Genomic DNA, 19307 nt, shown 5'->3' with positions numbered 1-19307 from the left:
GAGGGATACGATCATGATGGATAAAAAGATATTATTGTGTGTAACCGGTGGAATAGCTGTATATAAGGCTGCTGCATTAACAAGCAAACTTGTCCAAGCAGGAGCCAAGGTAAAAGTGATCCTCAGTGATTCTGCAGGAAAATTTGTTTCCCCTTTAACTTTTCAGGCCTTATCCCGCAATGAAGTGTATACTGATACCTTTGATGAAAAAAATCCAAATGTGATCGCGCACATTGATTTAGCCGATTGGCCAGATTTAATACTAGTTGCACCTGCAACCGCCAATACAATAGGAAAGCTGGCAAATGGTATAGCAGATAATATGATTACCACAACCTTACTGGCCGCAACTGCTCCGGTGTGGATTGCTCCGGCAATGAATGTACATATGTACGACCATCCAGCTGTAATAAAAAACATTATGACTTTAGCATCTTATGGCTATCGTTTCATTGAACCGGGTGAAGGCTATTTAGCTTGTGGCTATGTAGGGAAAGGCCGGTTAGAGGAACCTGAAAAAATTGTTGAATTGATAAGACAGCATTTTTCTGCAAAGAACACATTAAAACTTAAAGGAAAAACTGTTTTAGTTACGGCCGGCCCCACGAGAGAAAAGATTGATCCTGTCCGCTTCATAACCAACCATTCTACAGGAAAAATGGGGTATTCTCTTGCTGAGGAAGCAAAGAAAGAGGGCGCACGGGTCATATTGGTTTCTGGACCAGTTAATTTGACGCCGCCACTGGGTGTGGAATTAGTTAGGTGTGAGAGCGCAGAGGATATGTATCATTCGGTCATGGAACACTTTGATTCAGCAGATATTGTAATAAAAACAGCCGCAGTAGCGGATTATCGTCCAAAAGTATCCTTTGACCATAAAATGAAAAAGCAGCCAGGGGACAAAGTAATTGAACTTGAACGAACAAAGGATATATTATTAGAGCTCGGAACCAAAAAGAAAAATCAGATACTTGTTGGGTTTGCGGCTGAAACGGAAAATGTGGAAGAATATGCAACAAAAAAATTAAACGCAAAAAATGCAGATATGATTGTAGCAAATAATGTTAAATCAGAAGGTGCTGGATTTGGAAGCGATACGAATATTGTTACGATATTTAAACGAGATGGCAGCAAGATTGAACTACCTTTAATGTCAAAAACAGAGGTAGCGCAAAAGATTATTGAAGAAATTGCTGCATTTCAAGAGGATTTAGGATTACATGAAGATCGCTAGTGTTATCGTTGATGTCCCAACAAAACAAACGGACAGGGAATTTGATTATTTGATTCCCGAACAATGGCTGGAAACCATTCAGCCAGGAATGCGTGTAATTGTCCCCTTTGGCCCAAGAAAAATTCAAGGATTTGTGACTGAGATTAAAGGAGAATCTGAATTTAAAAAGCTGCGTGAAATTAGTGAGCCGATGGATTTAGAGCCAGTTTTAAATAAGGAGTTACTTGAACTTGGTAATTGGCTGACTGAAAATACGCTGTGCTTTAAAATATATGCCTACCAAGCTATGCTTCCGGCCGCCTTGAAAGCTAAATATGAAAAGAAAGTGAAGCTGTCTTTAGGGGTAACTCTTAATGATTTACCTGCAGCGCTTCATGAGGTCTTTGAAAAAGGGGAAGAGATCCTATGGGAGGATGCATTGAAGAATGGCCTTGTTCCCATTCTCCAAAGAGAAGCGGCAAAAGGTCTGCTTGAGGTAATTTACCTAGTTAAAGGAAAACTGAATAAAAAGAAATTAAGGTTTGTAAGCCCGCTTCTTTCTCCTGCAGACCTAGAAGCTGAACTTAATGCCTTACCACTGAGAGCGCAAAAACAAAAAGATGCATTAAGGTACTTTGTCCACACCCCTGAACCAATCGAGCTGAGACAATTGTCAACAGACTTAAAGATCTCGGCAGCGACTGTAAGGGCGCTTGTGGAAAAGGGGCTCCTTACAGAACAGGACAAAGAGGTCTACCGTGATCCCTATGAAAACAGGACCTTCACTCGAACGGAGCCGCTGCCATTAACCACTGATCAGCAGGAAGCAATGGGGCCGATATTAGGTTCAATCGAAAATAAGCTCCATGAAGTATTTCTCCTCTATGGGGTAACAGGCAGCGGGAAAACTGAAATTTACTTGCAATCCATCCAGGATGTCATCGAAAAAGGCAAAGAAGCCATTGTTCTTGTGCCGGAAATTGCCCTTACCCCGCAAATGGTAAATCGCTTTAAGGGTCGTTTTGGCAATTTAGTTGCTGTTTTGCACAGTGGTCTTTCAGCCGGTGAGAAATATGATGAGTGGCGGAAGATTCAGCGTAAAGAAGTGAAAGTGGTTGTCGGTGCAAGGTCAGCGATTTTTGCACCATTCGAAAACCTGGGGATTATTATTATTGATGAGGAACATGAAACAAGCTATAAACAGGAAGAAATGCCGCGTTATCATGCGAGAGATGTTGCGATTGAACGCGCTCAAAAATATAATTGTCCCGTTGTTCTCGGGAGTGCTACACCATCTTTAGAATCTTTTGCAAGAGCTCAAAAAGGAGTTTACAAACTGTTATCTCTTCCAAACCGAATGAATCAGCGGGCACTTCCTGCAGTGGAAATTATTGATATGCGTGAAGAGCTTAGGGAAGGTAATCGTTCCATGTTTTCTAGAAAGTTACTTGAACTCCTAAAAGGAAGAATCGATAGGAAAGAGCAGTCAGTATTATTTTTAAATAAACGCGGTCACTCTTCCTTTGTTATGTGCAGAGATTGCGGGTATGTAATGAATTGCCCTAATTGTGATATTTCATTAACCTATCACAGAGTTCATGAACAAATGAAATGCCATTATTGCGGATTTGAGAGCCATGTTCCTACTCAATGTCCTGAGTGTTCAAGTGATTATATCCGATACTTTGGTACAGGCACACAAAAGGTTGAGGATGAACTTGGCAAAATTCTTCCTGAGGCAAGAGTAATCCGTATGGATGTTGATACAACTGGGAAAAAGGGATCGCATGAAAGGCTCCTAAAAGAATTTCATGAAGGCAAAGCCGATATTTTACTAGGGACACAGATGATTGCAAAAGGGCTGGATTTTCCGAATATAACACTTGTTGGTGTTCTCTCAGCTGATACAATGCTGCATTTACCAGATTTTCGCTCCTCCGAAAAAACCTTTCAATTATTAACACAGGTAAGCGGAAGGGCGGGGCGCCATGAATTGCCAGGTGAAGTCATTATCCAGACTTACACCCCTGAACATTATAGTGTTGAGTTAGCTGGAACACAGGACTATGATCTCTTTTATAATCGGGAGATGATGATGCGAAAAGCACATCACTATCCACCTTTTTACTATTTGGCTTTAATTACTGTCAGTCATGAACAATTAATAACGGTAGTCGGAGCAACTGAAAAAATCACTGCATTTGTAAGGTCGCGAATTTCAAATCAAGCAGTTGTTCTAGGACCCGCCGCTTCACCCATCCCGAGGATTAATAATCGATACCGTTACCACTGTCTTATTAAATACAAGCGTGAACCGGAGCTTTCCAAAACACTAAAAGCCATCCTTGACCAATATCAAAACGACCCCAAAAGCGGTCTGTTAGTCTCAATCGACGTAAACCCATATATTTTAATGTAGATACGCAAATAACGTTGATATAAAAGGTTATGATAAAGAAATTTGGGTGAAAATGTATAGTATACAAATAATATAAAAAAATCAGAAACTACAATGATGGAGGAACACCTTTGGCGATACGAAAGATAGTAATGTACCCTGCAGAGGTACTTGAAAAAAAATGCAGACCTGTAGAAAAGTTTGATAAAAAACTTATAAAATTACTAGATGATATGTACGATACGATGATTGAATACGACGGTGTGGGTTTAGCAGCCCCGCAAATTGGAATAGATGAAAGAATTGCCATCGTGGATATTGATAATGAACTTGGAACCATCGAGATGATTAATCCCCACATTATAAAAACATCAGGAGAGCAAAATGGTCCTGAAGGGTGTTTAAGCTTCCCGAACCTATTTGGAGAAGTAAAAAGACCAAACTATGTAATGATTGAGGCTTATAATCGCAAAGGGAAAAAGTACACTCTCGAAGCCGAAGAATTTCTAGCTAGAGCGATACTTCATGAAATCGATCATTTGGACGGGATATTATTTACAACTAAGGTTTCCCGATATCTAGAGGAAGATGAGTTAAAAGGAGTAGAAATTGAATGACGAAAATCGTGTTTATGGGTACTCCGGATTTCTCCGTACCTGTCTTACAAAGAATTATTGAAGACGGATATGAGGTTATCGGAGTAGTTACCCAGCCAGACAGACCAGTAGGAAGAAAAAAAGTACTAACACCGCCACCAGTCAAAGTGGAAGCTTTAAAGCATGGAATCCCTGTCTACCAGCCAGAAAAGATTCGGCAAAAGGAAGAAGCAGAAAGAATAATTTCTTTGAATCCTGATTTAATCATTACGGCTGCTTTTGGACAAATACTGCCAAAAGAAATATTAGAAGCACCTCTACATGGCTGCATTAATGTCCATGCCTCGCTCCTGCCAGAACTTCGCGGCGGAGCTCCTATACATTATGCGCTGATTCAAGGCAAAAAGAAAACGGGAATTACCATTATGTATATGGTTGAAAAGCTGGATGCAGGTGATATTTTAACTCAGGTTGAGGTAGAGATTACCGAAGAAGATAATGTTGGTTCCCTTCATAATAAACTTAGTGTGGCAGGGGCAGCATTACTGTCGGAAACACTTCCTAAGCTGCTGGCAGGAAAATTAACGCCTGCTCCTCAAAATAATGACGAAGCAACGTTTGCTTATAATATAAAAAGGGATCAGGAAAAAATTGATTGGTCCAAAACTGGTGAAGAAATCTATAATCATATCCGCGGTTTAAATCCGTGGCCCGTCGCCTTTACTACTCTTGATGGTCAAACATTAAAGCTATGGCGTACAGAGAAAGTAAAAGGTGTAAAGAGTGAAGTGCCAGGGACTATTATCAAAAATGATTCTGACGGTATTATTGTATCTACCGGTAATGAAACGGCAATTAAGATAAAAGAGCTGCAGCCCGCTGGCAAAACAAAAATGGCAAGCGAAGAGTTTTACAGAGGTGCAGGATCGAAAATCGTAGTTGGCAGCAGACTAGGAGAATAAAATGACCAATAAGAAAAAGAATGTGCGGGAAGCCGCAATGGATTTACTCGAAGCAATTGAAAAGAATCAATCTTATAGTAACTTACTGCTTAATAGTACGATTGAAAAAAACAAAATATCATCGATTGACACTGGGCTGTTAACAGAGTTAACCTATGGTACCTTACAGAGAAAGATGGCACTGGATTACTACTTAAAACCCTTTATTAAAAATAGTAAAAAGTTAGAAAAATGGGTGCTTCAGTTATTACGAATTACCCTCTATCAAATGGTATATCTAGATAAAATCCCAGACCGGGCAGCTATTTTTGAAGCAGTAGAAATTGCAAAGAAGCGCGGCCACAAGGGAATTTCAGGGATGGTAAATGGTGTATTGCGGAGTATTCAGCGTCAGGGAATTCCTTCACTTGAAGCAGTAAATGATCCCATTGAAAGGCTGTCAATTGAAACCAGTCACCCTGAATGGCTAGTAAAGAGGTGGGTAAGCCAGTTTGGCTTTGATCGAACGAAGGAAATGTGTGAGGTCAATCTAACGGCACCTCTGCAAACGGCGAGAGTCAACCTTACTAAAACGACCATACGCGAATGTATTGAAGATCTTGACGAAGAAGGCTTTCTAATCGAAAAAAGCCCAATTATTCCTGAAGCTATCCGGTCATTAAAAGGAAATTTAGCTTTTTCCAGGGCGTATAAAAAAGGCATGATTACAATACAAGATGAAAGTTCAATGCTTGCAGCCTATGCATTAGCACCCCGCGAAAATGAATTAATCCTTGATGCTTGTGCCGCTCCTGGTGGTAAAACTACTCATATAGCTGAAACAATGAAATTAACAGGCGGAGTCATTTCGCTGGATTTACACGAACATAAAGTGAAATTAATTAAACAAAATGCAAAACGATTAGGTTTGGGTAACATAAGGACAATTGCAATGGATTCAAGAAATGCGGGAGAACAGTTTGATAAGGAATACTTTGACAGAATCCTGCTCGATGCCCCGTGTTCTGGATTGGGAGTAATGAGAAGAAAACCTGATATGAAATATACAAAGAAAGAACAAGATCTTTATCAATTAAGTACAATTCAGCAGAATTTATTAAACTCTGTATCGCCTTTAGTCAAAAAAGGTGGAATTCTTGTCTACAGTACGTGTACAGTAGATAAAGAGGAAAATGAAAATACTGTCAGCCAGTTTTTAAAAGAGCATCCAGAGTTTGAAATGGATACAGCATTAAAAGAAAGAATGCCTGAGGCCATTCAACCGCTGGTAACAGATGGGTACTTACAAATTTTTCCCCAGGACTTTGGGTCTGACGGATTCTTTATCGCAAGCTTAAGAAAGAAGGTGTAACAGTTGGAACAATTAAATACAACTGAGAACAATACAACATTGGATATGAAAAAAACTTCTATTTATTCACTGCAGCTTCATGAATTAAAGGAATGGCTTACAAATAATGGTGAGAAGCCTTTCCGAGCAGACCAAATTTATGACTGGCTGTACAAAAAAAGAGTATCTACTTTTGAAGATATGAATAATTTATCAAAAGGATTACGTGACAAACTTTCGGAGAATTTTACCATTACCACATTAAAAACCGTTATTAAACAATCTTCTTCTGATGGTACCATTAAATTTCTCTTTGAGCTGCATGATGGGTACTCCATTGAGACTGTTTTAATGCGTCATGATTATGGTAATTCAGTGTGTGTAACCACGCAGGTTGGCTGCCGGATTGGGTGTACCTTCTGTGCTTCAACACTTGGAGGGCTAAAGCGTCACCTCGAAGCAGGTGAAATTGTTGCTCAGGTTGTTACCGTGCAGCAGGCTCTTGACGAAACAGATGAGCGTGTAAGCTCGGTTGTTATTATGGGAATAGGAGAACCTTTTGACAATTATGATAATATGATGTCGTTTCTAAAGATCATTAATCATGATAAAGGCTTGATGATCGGTGCACGTCATATAACAGTATCCACTAGTGGTATTGTTCCGAAAATTTATCAATTTGCAGATGAAAATATGCAAATTAATTTTGCGATATCTCTACATGCCCCTAATACTGAATTAAGGTCTCGTTTAATGCCAATTAACAGAGCATATAAACTTGATGACTTAATGAAATCTGTAAGGTATTATATCGATAAGACGGGGCGCAGGATTAGCTTTGAATATGGACTTTTTGGCGGTGTTAATGATTCTGTTGAACACGCGGAAGAATTGGCTGACTTGTTAAAAGGGTTAAAATGCCATGTTAATCTCATCCCTGTTAACTATGTTCCAGAGAGGGACTATGTACGGACCCCAAAGGATAAAATTTTTGCTTTTGAAAAGACGCTTAAAAATCGTGGTATTAATGTGACGATTCGCAGGGAACAGGGTCACGATATTGACGCAGCATGTGGACAACTTCGTGCAAAGGAGCGGAAAGAAGAGACGAGGTGAAAGGGTTGAAAGCTGTATTTATGACTGACCAAGGCAAGGTCAGGCAGCATAATGAAGATGCTGGAGGAATATTTGTTAATAAGGACGGTCACCGCTTAGCCATTGTTGCAGATGGTATGGGCGGTCACCGTGCTGGTGATGTTGCCAGCGAAATGACCATATCCCAGTTGAAAAACGACTGGGAAGCTTCAGAAGGGTTAGTAACTGCTGGTGATGCAGAAAATTGGCTGAAAGAACAAATTACAAAAGTAAATAATATGATTTTTAATCACGCAATGAACCACCTGGAATGTGATGGTATGGGTACTACCATTGTTGCGGCAATAAGTAACGATCGATTTGTAACCATTGCACACATAGGTGACAGCAGATGTTATTTACTAAATGAAAGTGGTTTTAAACAGGTTACTGAGGATCACTCTTTAGTAAATGAACTCGTGAGGACTGGACAAATTTCAAGAGAAGATGCCGAATATCATCCGCGAAAGAATGTACTTTTACGAGCGCTTGGTACCGAAAAAACAGTTGAAATGGATATTAAAACGATCATATTCGAGGAAGGGGATATCCTCTTATTATGCTCTGACGGCCTTTCAAATAAAGTGAATGAAAATGAAATGACCGCTATTCTAACGAATGAAGAGACTTTGGAGCAAAAGGCAGTCACACTTATCTCGCTTGCTAATGAGTATGGTGGAGAGGATAACATAACACTTGCGATTGTAGAGTTCTTTGATACCAGCGAGGGTGATGAATAATGTTGATTGGGAAACGTTTAAGCGGTCGCTATAAAGTACTAGAAATGATTGGCGGGGGCGGTATGGCCAATGTGTATTTAGCCCACGACATGATTCTGGACCGTGATGTAGCCGTCAAGATGCTTCGCCTTGATTTTGCAAATGATGAAGAATTTATACGAAGGTTTCGTAGAGAGGCTCAATCTGCGACAAGTTTAGCACATCCTAATATCGTAAATATCTATGATGTTGGTGAAGAAAATGATCTTTATTATATTGTCATGGAATATGTTGAGGGTCAAACATTAAAACAATACATACAGCTTAATTCACCTTTACAGGTGGAAGAAACACTTGAAATCATGAAACAGCTTACTTCCGCTATCTCACATGCACACCAAAATCATATTGTTCACAGGGATATAAAGCCACAAAATATTCTCGTTGACCGTTTTGGAAATGTGAAGATAACTGATTTTGGAATTGCCATGGCTTTAAGTGCCACAAGCATTACCCAAACGAATTCGGTTCTTGGCTCGGTTCACTACTTGTCGCCAGAACAAGCTCGCGGGGGCATGGCGAATAAAAAGTCAGATATTTATTCCCTAGGAATTGTTATGTTTGAATTATTGACCGGAAGACTTCCTTTTTCCGGTGAGTCGGCTGTTTCGATTGCATTAAAGCATTTACAATCGGAAACTCCCTCTGTAAGAAGATGGAATCCAAACATTCCTCAGAGTGTTGAAAATATTGTGTTAAAGTCGACGGCAAAGGATTCTTTTCATCGATATAACTCTGTAGAGGAAATGGAAGAGGACTTAAGGACTGCACTTGATGCAGAGAGAATAAACGAAACAAAATTTGTTATCCCGATTGATGACGAAGCAACTAAGGCAATCCCGGTCATAACAAATGATCGCCGTCCTCTGCAGAATCTAGATGAAACGATGGTACATCCTCAGGAAAAAAATAAAGATAATGGTACCGATTCAAAAGGAAAAGGGCAGAAAAAACGTAAAAAGTGGCCGGCAATTTTAATCACAACTTTCTTGGTGTTATCATTATTAGGGTTATTTACTTTTCTAGTATTGCCAGGTCTGATTTCACCTAAAGATGTTACTATTCCTGATGTTAGCGGCATGGAAGCAGATGAGGCGATTGCAAAGATAGAATCAGCAGGATTGCTGGTTGATGAAGAAATAGAGAGTACCCATGAAGAAATAGAAGAAGGCAAAGTAATAAAAACAAATCCCGAAGAAGGAAGTACCGTTAAGGAAGAAACTGGGGTAACTCTTTATATTAGTATTGGAAAAGAAAAGTTTGAATTATCGGATTACACCGGCCGTAAATACAGTGATGTGATGCGTTTCTTAGAAAACCAAAACTTTAAAGATATTAAAATTACAGAGGTATTCGATGACAGTGATCCTGGAACAATCTTAAGTCAAAACCCTGAAAATGGCGAGGAAGTGGTTCCTGAAGATACCATCCTAGAATTTGAAGTTAGTAAGGGACAGGAAAAAATAATCTTAAAAGACCTAACACAATCTAATACAAAGGGTGCACAGGATTATGTTGATTCTGTCGGCTTAACACTTGACGCCTCTGAGGAAAAGTATGATGATACCATTCCTGCTGGAAATATTATTTCTCAAACACCTCCTCCAGGAACAGAGATGAAAAAAGGTGACAGGGTTTCTGTTGTTATTTCAAAGGGGAAAGAAGAGAAACCACCTAAACCAGTTTCAATTGATATAACCATTGAATATACAGGAACAGAACCAGAACAAGAGCAAAATGTTATCATTTACATTGAAGATGTTAATCGCAATATGACTACTCCAGCAGATACCTTTACAATTTCAGCAACAACCAAGACAAGGATTGAGCTGCTGGTTCCATTTGAGGGTGGAGCAGGATATAAAGTAATAAGAGATAACACAGTAGTTGCAGATGAGTCTGTGGAGTATCCAAAGTAATGCTATGAAATGCAAGGAGTGTGGCTATGCCTGAAGGAAAAATTGTAAAAGCATTAAGTGGATTTTATTACGTACTTCATAATGGAGAAATGATTCAATGCCGGGGCAGAGGTGTTTTTCGTAAAAATAAGATTACCCCGCTTGTCGGAGATGAGGTAGTTTTTCAAGCCGAAAATGACCGAGAAGGTTATATTATGGAGGTTAAGGAAAGAAAGAATGAACTTGTTCGTCCACCTATTGCGAACGTCGACCAAGCCATTCTTGTTTTTTCCGCTGTGGAACCGGAATTTAGTACCGTCCTTCTAGACCGGTTTCTTGTTCTAGTTGAATATAATCGGATTCAACCACTTATTTGTGTTACCAAAATGGACTTAACCAATGAGCAGGAAAAGCAGGCTATATTGGAATATGCTGATCAATACAGAAGTATTGGGTATGAAGTATTACTTACATCATCTGAAACAGAAGCAGGGATAGAAGCTTTAAATCCACATGTCGAGGATAAGATATCCGTTTTTGCCGGCCAATCAGGTGTGGGAAAATCTTCTCTTTTAAATGTATTGAGACCAGACCTTGAACTGAAAACCAATGATATTTCCTCCCATTTGGGCAGAGGGAAGCATACCACTCGACATGTTGAATTAATTAGTATTGGGAATGGCTTAATTGCGGATACACCGGGATTTAGTTCATTAGAATTCACTACTATTGAGGCGGAAGAATTAACGCATTGCTTTCCGGAAATGGCACGTGAAAGTGAGAATTGTAAGTTTCGAGCCTGTTTACATATTAGTGAGCCTAAATGTGCCGTAAAAGCAGCAGTTGAAGCACAGACCATTACTCAATATCGCTATCAACATTATGTTGATTTTCTCCAAGAAATAAAAGACAGAAAGCCGAGGTATTAATGATGGTGAAGATTGCACCTTCCATCCTATCTGCAGATTTCGCAAGACTAGGCGAAGAAATAACTGCAGTTGAAAAGGCTGGGGCTGACTATATTCATATTGATGTTATGGATGGTCATTTTGTTCCAAATATCACAATTGGACCATTAATTGTGGAGGCGATTCGTCCTGTAACGAAGCTTCCCTTGGATGTCCATCTCATGATTGAAAACCCAGACCAATATATAGAAGCATTTGCTAAAGCAGGGGCAGATTATATTACAGTACATGTTGAAGCGTGCAAGCACCTTCATAGAACGATTCACTATATTAAATCTTTTGGTATAAAGGCAGGGGTAGTATTAAATCCTGCTACTCCTGTTGACAGCATTCAGCATGTACTTGCTGATATTGATATGGTTTTGTTAATGTCTGTAAATCCCGGATTCGGCGGTCAAAAGTTTATTCCAGAGGTTCTTCCTAAAATTAGGAAAGTAAAAGAAATGGCTGACCTAAAAGGGAAAGAAATAGAGATAGAAATTGATGGCGGTGTTAATTCTGAAACTGCAAAGCTATGTATTGAGGCAGGGGCAAATGTTCTTGTTGCTGGATCTGCTATTTATAATCAAGAAGACTACGAAGCAGCGATATCGTTAATAAGAGGATAAAAAATTCGAAAGCCGGCTATTTTGCTGGCTTTTTGTGTAGTAAAAAGGGGGATACCTGGTGCATATAAATATCTTAGCTGGAGGTCCTGTGGAACTTCTTCCTAATTTGAATGAATATAAACAAGAAAACGAGGTATGGGTTGGTGTCGACAGAGGGGTTTTTACCCTGATAAATATGAATATTACTCCACAAATCGCTTTCGGAGACTTCGATTCCGTAACTAAACAGGAATTAATGATCATCGAAGAGAATGTAGAAAATATGAAGATTTATAAACCGGAAAAAAATGAAACCGATATGGAGCTTGCTCTAAATTGGGCAATAGAACAAAGGCCGGATTTAATCAGAGTCTTTGGAGCAAGCGGCGGCCGATTGGATCATTTCTTAGCGAATGTCCAATTGTTAGTCAAACCATTAATGGAAGATAATAATGTAAAAATTTTTCTTATAGATAAGCAAAATATCATATCATTAAAAGGTCCCGGCAGTTATAAAATTAAAATGAGGTCAGATAAAAAGTATATTTCTTTTGTACCTCTAACCCTTAGTGTAAAAGGGCTGACACTAGAAGGGTTTAAATATCCGTTAAAAAACCGTCATATTTCCATCGGGTCTACATTATGTATTAGTAATGAACTTGTTAGTGATAATGGTACTTTTTCATTTTCAGAAGGCATATTATTAGTGATAAGAAGTAATGATTAATACGATTTTTAGAGGTACTGATTTCGTCCGTAAGAATAAAATACTAAGTGCGTACGAGAGAAGTTTAGATGTGTGAGATGGTGAGGAGGGACATTATGAAGTTTTATACAATTAAACTGCCAAAGTTTTTAGGTGGACTTGTCCGAGCGATGATTGGTGCATTTAAAAAGAATGAATAGAAAATCTGTCTAAGCACCTATTATGGGTGCTTTTTTATTTTTAGGCTGTGATAAACTGGGCTGTTGATTTGCGCTGCAGGCACTTCGCTTTCCGCAGGCGTTGCGGTGAGCCTCCTCGGCGCTAGCGCCTGTGGGGTCTCACCCGCTCCGTACTCCTGCAGGAGTCTTCGTGCCTTTCGCTCCAATCAACAGGGTGCAAAATCAACAATTATCTTTAACACAGCCTTATTTTAAAAAATATGGTAAAGAAAATGAGAAAGGGCACCCTATAAAGGATGCCCAAACATATTAAACGCGTTCTACTTTACCAGCTCTTAACGCTCTTGTAGAAACCCAAACACGCTTAGGCTTTCCATCAACAAGAATACGTACTTTTTGTAGGTTAGCACCCCATGTACGCTTGTTAGCGTTCATAGCGTGAGAACGTGCGTTACCAGTTGTAGTTTTCTTTCCAGTTACAACACATTTACGTGGCATAATGATTCCCTCCTTAATACCCAAAGCTTTATACAGCATTTACGTTATTGTCTAAAGATACCTTAATAATTTATCATACAACCAGTTTGAATGCAATAGTGATTAACAAACGTTTCAAGAAAAAAACCTTGACATGCATATTTATTGTTGTGTAAATACTATAAGAAGAAAGTATCGCTTTCAAATTTTTCTTGACTATAGTAAAATGACTTTAGTCAAGGAGCAATTTCCAAAAGGGGGAACGATTCATGTCCATCGAATTAAAAACCAAGTACGGACAAATTGATATATCAAATGAAGTAATCGCCACCATCGCTGGAGGAGCCGCTATCGATTGTTATGGTATTGTTGGTATGGCATCCAAGAGTCAAATAAAAGACGGTCTTACAGAAATTTTAAGAAGAGAGAATTTTACTCGTGGAGTTATTGTTCGCCAAGAAAATGAAGAAGTACATATTGATATGTATATAATTGTCAGCTATGGAACAAAGATTTCCGAGGTTGCTCATAACGTGCAATCGAAGGTGAAATACACACTTGATAAGACCGTTGGACTTGCCGTTGACTCGGTAAATATTTACGTTCAGGGAGTTCGTGTAACGAACCCGTAAGTGGTGTAACGAACCGCAAGTAGAGGAGGAAAGTTTGTGTCTATTACAGCTTTAGATGGAAAACGTTTTGCAGAAATGGTGATTCAAGGAGCGAATCACTTAGGAGCAAACGCAAAAATGGTTGACGCGTTAAACGTTTTTCCTGTGCCCGATGGTGATACTGGAACGAATATGAATTTATCAATGACCTCAGGGGCAAAGGAAGTAAAAAATAATGTTCAGGAACATATTGGTAAAGTAGGAATAGCTTTATCAAAGGGTTTACTTATGGGTGCCAGAGGAAATTCCGGGGTTATTCTATCCCAATTATTTCGTGGATTTTCAAAGGCAATCGAAACAAAAGCAACAATATCTAGTAAAGAATTTGCACAAGCTTTAGAGTCAGGCGTTGAAACTGCATATAAAGCAGTAATGAAGCCTGTTGAGGGAACAATTTTAACAGTTGCTAAGGATTCAGCAAAAAGAGGTGTGCAAGCTTCCCAAAAATCAAACGATATCATTGAGATTATGGAAGAAGTCTTAAAAGAAGCAAAAGCATCACTAAAGCGTACACCAGATCTGCTTCCGGTTCTAAAAGAAGTTGGAGTGGTTGACAGCGGCGGACAAGGGCTTGTTTTTGTTTATGAAGGATTTCTTGCTGAATTAAAAGGTGAACAGCTGCCTGATTCACCGCAAAGCTATCCTTCTATGGATGAAATGGTTAACGCAGAACACCATAAAAGTGTTCAAAGTCATATGAATACAGAAGATATTGTATTCGGCTATTGTACTGAATTTATGGTGAAATTTGAAGATGCCAAGCTCGCAAAGCATCCATTTGATGAACAGGTTTACCGAAATGATCTCAGTAAGCTTGGAGATTCTCTGCTGGTAATAGCTGATGACGAGGTTGTTAAGGTACATATTCATTCTGAACAGCCTGGTGATTGCCTAAGCTATGGACAGAAATACGGCAGCTTAATCAATATTAAAATTGAAAACATGAGGCAGCAGCATTCCAATATTGTTGGAGAGACACACACTCCTTTAGTTTCTGATAAACCGCAAGTTCCTAAAGAACAACAGGAGTATGGAATTGTTACGGTATCAATGGGTTCCGGGATCGCTAAGTTATTTAAGAGTATCGGGGCACATGCTGTGATTGAAGGCGGACAAACAATGAATCCAAGTACAGAGGATATTGTAAAGGCCGTAAAAGAAGTGAATGCAAAAAAGGTATTTATTCTTCCGAATAATAAAAATATTATCATGGCTGCACAGCAGGCAGCGGATGTCTCGGATGAAGAAATTTATGTTATTCCATCTAAAACAGTTCCACAGGGTCTTTCTGCACTTTTAGCATTTAATCCTGCTGGAGATGTTGCAACAAATGAAGCATCGATGACAGAAGCTATGCAGCATGTAAAGACGGGGCAAATTACTTTTGCAGTTCGCGATACCCAGATTGACGGGTTAGAAATCGAGAAAGATGATTTCATGGGAATTGCTGAAGGTAAAATTGTTGTGAAAAACAAAGATAGAGTAAAAGTGGCTGAAGATTTGCTATCTAAGATGTTGGATGATGATTCGGAAATCCTAACCATTATTTATGGTGAAGATGTTTATGAGGATGAGGTCAATAATCTTGTTACGTATGTTGAAGAGCACTTTCCTGATTTAGAGGTTGAACTCCATGATGGAAAACAACCATTATATTCATTTATCTTTGCAATTGAATAAGTGATAAAATAGAAGGGGAGAAAACCCTTCTTTTTTCTTTTTTCTGTGTTATAAATAAAGATGGATTACCAATGAGATTTATTTGTCCGAGGGGAGAAAGACGAATGAAATATAGAAGCGTGTTTGACATAATTGGACCTGTGATGATTGGACCTTCCAGTTCTCATACTGCTGGTGCTGCCAGGATTGGCAGAGTTGCCAGGAGTTTATTTGGCAGGGAACCAAAATGGGCAAATATATCTTTATACGGTTCATTTGCCAAGACGTATAAAGGACATGGTACAGACGTGGCAATTATTGGTGGTTTATTAGACTTTGACACCGATGACGAAAGAATAATAAAAGCAATTGATATCGCGAAAGAGCGGGGGATTAAACTCCGATTTATAGAAGAAGAGGCCATAACTGACCATCCTAATACTGCAAGAGTAATCATTGGGGATGATAAAGGTGAACTAGAGCTAGTCGGAATATCAATTGGCGGCGGTAAAATCGAAGTAATAGAGCTAAATGGTTTTGAACTGAAATTATCTGGAAACCATCCTGCTATACTAGTTGTTCATAATGATCGTTTCGGAGCAATCGCCAGTGTATCAAATATATTAGCAAAATATGAAATCAATATAGGTCATATGGAAGTTTCTAGAAAAGAAATTGGGAAGCTTGCCTTAATGACAATTGAAGTTGACCAGAACATTGAAGATAAAATCCTTCAAGAACTTGAACAGCTTCCCAATATACTAAAAGTCACTAAAATTGTAGATTAGTTAGAGATAAACAACAACGAGGGGGAAAACAATGTTTCGAAATGTTGCTGAGTTGGTAGAGCTTGCAATAAGCAAGAATAAAAAAATCTCAGAAATTATGATTGAGCAGGAAATGGATGTTACCGGACGCAGCCGGGATGAAGTTCTTGCTTTTATGGATAGAAATTTAAGAGTCATGGAAGAAGCGGTTGAACGTGGAATTAAGGGTGTGAAATCACACTCTGGATTAACCGGGGGGGATGCGGTTCTTCTACAAAAGTATATCGAAAAAGGCAACTTCCTGTCAGGCAAAACTATCCTTGACGCAGTTAGTAAAGCGGTAGCGACGAATGAAGTAAATGCAGCGATGGGAACAATTTGTGCTACCCCAACTGCCGGTTCTGCAGGAGTGGTGCCTGGTACATTATTCGCAGTAAAAGAAAAACTAAATCCGACTAGAGAGGAAATGGTGGCATTTCTTTTTACAGCGGGAGCTTTTGGTTTTGTGGTTGCGAACAATGCTTCAATCTCAGGTGCTGCAGGCGGATGCCAAGCAGAGGTTGGTTCAGCATCAGGTATGGCTGCAGCTGCTATTGTTGAAATGGCAGGCGGTTCACCGGAGCAATGTGCCGAGGCAATGGCCATTACACTGAAAAATATGTTAGGTCTGGTATGTGATCCTGTTGCTGGATTAGTCGAAGTCCCATGTGTAAAAAGGAATGCAATGGGTGCTGCAAATGCCATGGTCGCGGCGGACATGGCTTTAGCAGGTATTACTAGCAGAATTCCATGCGATGAAGTCATCGATGCAATGTATAAAATAGGTCAATCAATGCCTACAGCATTGAAAGAAACTGCACAGGGAGGGTTGGCGGCAACTCCGACAGGTCGTGAACTCGAGGCTAAGATCTTCGGTATTCCGCGCGTGTAAAGTGAATCATTATCTTAAACAATCAGTAACAGTATTAAAAGGCATTGGGGAAGAGACAGCTGAGAGTTTAGCAGAAATGAAAATCTATACAGTTCAGGACTTATTAGAGTACTTTCCATACCGTTATGAAGATTATCGTCTCCGTGACCTAACAGAAGTTCAGCATGAAGAGAAAATCACAGTGGAAGGGAAGGTTCATAGTGAGCCTTCTCTTACCTATTTTGGCCGTAAGAAATCGAAGTTAATGATTAGGATGTTCGTGGGGCAATACCTTATTAAGGTAGTATTCTTTAATCAGCCCTACTTAAAGAGTAAACTGGTCATGAATGAAACCATCACTGTAACAGGGAAATGGGACGCCCATCGCCAGACGATTACGGGAAATGAAATGCAGGCGGGACAAAATACTAAAGGTAAAGATTTTGAGCCTGTCTACTCACTAAAAGGAAAAATTACAACAAAAGGAATGCGGAAGTTTATTTCCATTGCATTCCAACAATTCGGCCAATATATTGAGGAAAGTCTTCCAAATACCCTTGTGACAAGGTACCGTTTGTTGAACCGTTATGAAGCTTTAAGAGCCATGCATTTTCCAGTTAACCAGGAGGATGTAAAACAGGCCCGCCGACGTTTAGTCTATGAAGAATTTTTATTATTTCAGTTGAAAATGCAGGCATTACGGAAATTCGAACGGGAACACTCACCTGGAATTGAACAACAATATCTAGAAACAAAGGTAGAGAAATTTATTACTTCGCTGCCATTCCCTTTGACGCAAGCACAAAATCGGGTCGTTACTGAGATATTAAGTGATTTAAAATCGCCGCTCAGAATGAATCGCTTATTGCAGGGGGATGTAGGCTCAGGTAAAACAGTAGTGGCAGCCATTGGCTTATACGCAAGTGTTACCGCAGGTTATCAAGGGGCTTTGATGGTTCCTACAGAAATATTAGCTGAGCAGCACTCGGAATCGCTAAAAAGTCTATTAGAACCTTTTGGCCTAAGTTGTGAATTATTAACTAGTTCTGTTAAAGGCAAACGACGAAGGGGAATTCTTCAAAATTTAGCTGAAGGAAAAGTCGATATTTTAATAGGGACGCATGCTCTCATTCAAGATGAAGTAACCTTTAAGAAACTGGGATTTGTGATTACAGATGAACAGCATCGGTTTGGTGTTGAGCAGCGAAGAGTGCTGCGGGAAAAGGGAGAAAATCCTGATGTTCTGTTTATGACGGCAACGCCAATACCAAGAACTCTTGCCATTACTGTATTTGGTGAGATGGATGTATCAATCATTGATGAAATGCCTGCGGGTCGAAAAGCGATAGAGACTTATTGGGCAAAACCAGATATGTTGGGAAGAGTCCTGTCTTTTATAGAAAAGGAATTGGTGAAGGGGCATCAAGCCTATGTAATTTGTCCGTTAATTGAAGAATCAGACAAGCTGGATGTTCAAAATGCAATCGATGTTCATACTACTCTAACACACTTTTTTCAAAATCGATATAAAGTCGGACTTATGCATGGCCGGTTAAGCTCCGAAGAGAAAGATATCATTATGAAGGCATTTAGTATCAACGAGGTACAAGTTTTGGTATCCACAACCGTTGTCGAAGTAGGAGTCAATGTTCCGAACGCCACAATGATGGTGATTTATGATGCGGAAAGATTTGGTCTTTCACAGCTCCATCAGCTCAGAGGGAGAGTAGGAAGGGGCAGCGACCAGTCCTATTGTATTTTGTTAGCAGATCCAAAGTCTGAAGTAGGTCAGGAAAGAATGAGAATTATGACTGATACAAACGACGGATTCGTTCTAAGTGAAAAGGATCTTGAATTACGGGGGCCAGGTGACTTCTTTGGGAGAAAACAAAGTGGTGTACCTGAATTTAAACTTGCAGACATGGTTCATGACTACCGTACCCTCGAAACAGCTAGAAACGACGCATCAATTATGATCCAATCTGCACACTTCTGGAACGATAAAGAATACGAATACCTAAGAAACCAGCTCGACGACACAGGTGTATTAGAAGGCGAAAAGCTTGATTGATT

At 39.5% G+C, this 19307-nt stretch carries 18 protein-coding genes; 17 read left to right on the top strand and 1 reads right to left on the bottom strand.

What is annotated here, in order from left to right; genetic code table 11:
• Positions 1 to 10 precede the first annotated feature (10 nt).
• From coaBC to spoVM, 12 genes are all read left to right on the top strand, one after another.
• On the top strand, positions 11 to 1234 hold the full coding sequence (coaBC, locus tag H0184_RS01590; RefSeq protein ID WP_221821254.1) for a bifunctional phosphopantothenoylcysteine decarboxylase/phosphopantothenate--cysteine ligase CoaBC: 1224 nt from the start codon (positions 11 to 13) through the stop codon (positions 1232 to 1234).
• Positions 1221 to 3632, top strand: coding sequence for a primosomal protein N' (gene priA / locus H0184_RS01585; protein WP_221820103.1), 2412 nt, complete (start codon positions 1221 to 1223; stop codon positions 3630 to 3632). The genes coaBC and priA overlap by 14 nt, the downstream gene beginning before the upstream one ends.
• Positions 3633 to 3742: 110 nt before the next feature.
• Entirely contained in the window at positions 3743 to 4228 is a 486-nt protein-coding gene (def, locus tag H0184_RS01580; RefSeq protein ID WP_221820102.1) for a peptide deformylase, read from the top strand.
• Positions 4225 to 5169, top strand: coding sequence for a methionyl-tRNA formyltransferase (gene fmt, locus H0184_RS01575; protein WP_221820100.1), 945 nt, complete (start codon positions 4225 to 4227; stop codon positions 5167 to 5169). Before def ends, fmt begins: the two co-directional genes overlap by 4 nt.
• A 1-nt stretch (position 5170) precedes the next feature.
• On the top strand, positions 5171 to 6520 hold the full coding sequence (rsmB, locus tag H0184_RS01570; RefSeq protein ID WP_221820099.1) for a 16S rRNA (cytosine(967)-C(5))-methyltransferase RsmB: 1350 nt from the start codon (positions 5171 to 5173) through the stop codon (positions 6518 to 6520).
• Between the two features lie 3 nt (positions 6521 to 6523).
• Complete coding sequence (gene rlmN / locus H0184_RS01565; RefSeq protein ID WP_396953567.1) at positions 6524 to 7615, top strand: dual-specificity RNA methyltransferase RlmN; 1092 nt, start codon at positions 6524 to 6526, stop codon at positions 7613 to 7615.
• Positions 7616 to 7620: 5 nt separating this feature from the next.
• Positions 7621 to 8373 (top strand): Stp1/IreP family PP2C-type Ser/Thr phosphatase, encoded by a 753-nt coding sequence (locus H0184_RS01560; protein WP_313771698.1) that lies wholly within the window; start codon positions 7621 to 7623, stop codon positions 8371 to 8373.
• Positions 8373 to 10331 carry a Stk1 family PASTA domain-containing Ser/Thr kinase gene (gene pknB / locus H0184_RS01555; RefSeq protein WP_221820098.1) on the top strand — a complete coding sequence of 653 codons (1959 nt, stop codon included), beginning with the start codon at positions 8373 to 8375 and terminating at the stop codon, positions 10329 to 10331. Before H0184_RS01560 ends, pknB begins: the two co-directional genes overlap by 1 nt.
• 26 nt (positions 10332 to 10357) lie before the next feature.
• Complete coding sequence (rsgA, locus tag H0184_RS01550) at positions 10358 to 11239, top strand: ribosome small subunit-dependent GTPase A (RefSeq protein WP_221820097.1); 882 nt, start codon at positions 10358 to 10360, stop codon at positions 11237 to 11239.
• Between the two features lie 2 nt (positions 11240 to 11241).
• Positions 11242 to 11886: a ribulose-phosphate 3-epimerase gene (gene rpe / locus H0184_RS01545; RefSeq protein ID WP_221820096.1), complete on the top strand. Its 645-nt coding sequence runs from the start codon at positions 11242 to 11244 to the stop codon at positions 11884 to 11886.
• 55 nt (positions 11887 to 11941) lie between these two features.
• Positions 11942 to 12592: a thiamine diphosphokinase gene (locus tag H0184_RS01540; protein ID WP_260631411.1), complete on the top strand. Its 651-nt coding sequence runs from the start codon at positions 11942 to 11944 to the stop codon at positions 12590 to 12592.
• Positions 12593 to 12687: 95 nt separating this feature from the next.
• Positions 12688 to 12771, top strand: coding sequence for a stage V sporulation protein SpoVM (gene spoVM / locus H0184_RS01535; RefSeq protein ID WP_035445740.1), 84 nt, complete (start codon positions 12688 to 12690; stop codon positions 12769 to 12771).
• A 288-nt stretch (positions 12772 to 13059) separates the two neighbouring features.
• Here spoVM and rpmB read toward each other — a convergent pair whose 3' ends face one another.
• Positions 13060 to 13248: a 50S ribosomal protein L28 gene (gene rpmB / locus H0184_RS01530; protein WP_045515302.1), complete on the bottom strand. Its 189-nt coding sequence runs from the start codon at positions 13246 to 13248 to the stop codon at positions 13060 to 13062.
• Between the two features lie 248 nt (positions 13249 to 13496).
• On the opposite strand from rpmB, the gene H0184_RS01525 reads away from it, so the two are divergent.
• From H0184_RS01525 to recG, 5 genes are all read left to right on the top strand, one after another.
• A complete protein-coding gene (locus tag H0184_RS01525; RefSeq protein WP_179160882.1) occupies positions 13497 to 13859 on the top strand; it encodes an Asp23/Gls24 family envelope stress response protein in 363 nt (120 codons plus the stop codon).
• A gap of 36 nt (positions 13860 to 13895) precedes the next feature.
• Positions 13896 to 15578, top strand: a complete 1683-nt coding sequence (locus H0184_RS01520) for a DAK2 domain-containing protein (protein ID WP_221820094.1) — start codon at positions 13896 to 13898, stop codon at positions 15576 to 15578.
• A 104-nt stretch (positions 15579 to 15682) separates the two neighbouring features.
• The gene (sdaAB, locus tag H0184_RS01515; protein WP_221820093.1) at positions 15683 to 16345 is read left to right on the top strand and encodes an L-serine ammonia-lyase, iron-sulfur-dependent subunit beta; all 663 of its coding nucleotides are present in this window, start codon (positions 15683 to 15685) and stop codon (positions 16343 to 16345) included.
• Positions 16346 to 16376: 31 nt separating this feature from the next.
• On the top strand, positions 16377 to 17255 hold the full coding sequence (sdaAA, locus tag H0184_RS01510) for an L-serine ammonia-lyase, iron-sulfur-dependent, subunit alpha (RefSeq protein WP_221820091.1): 879 nt from the start codon (positions 16377 to 16379) through the stop codon (positions 17253 to 17255).
• Position 17256: 1 nt separating this feature from the next.
• Entirely contained in the window at positions 17257 to 19305 is a 2049-nt protein-coding gene (gene recG / locus H0184_RS01505) for an ATP-dependent DNA helicase RecG (RefSeq protein WP_221820088.1), read from the top strand.
• Positions 19306 to 19307: the final 2 nt, after the last annotated feature.

It is taken from the genome of Neobacillus niacini (assembly GCF_019749295.1).
GTDB classification, from domain to species: Bacteria; Bacillota; Bacilli; order Bacillales; family Cytobacillaceae; genus Neobacillus; species Neobacillus niacini_D.
The sequence above is the reverse complement of the archived record's forward strand: the minus strand, read 5'-3'. Positions and strand labels throughout refer to the sequence as shown.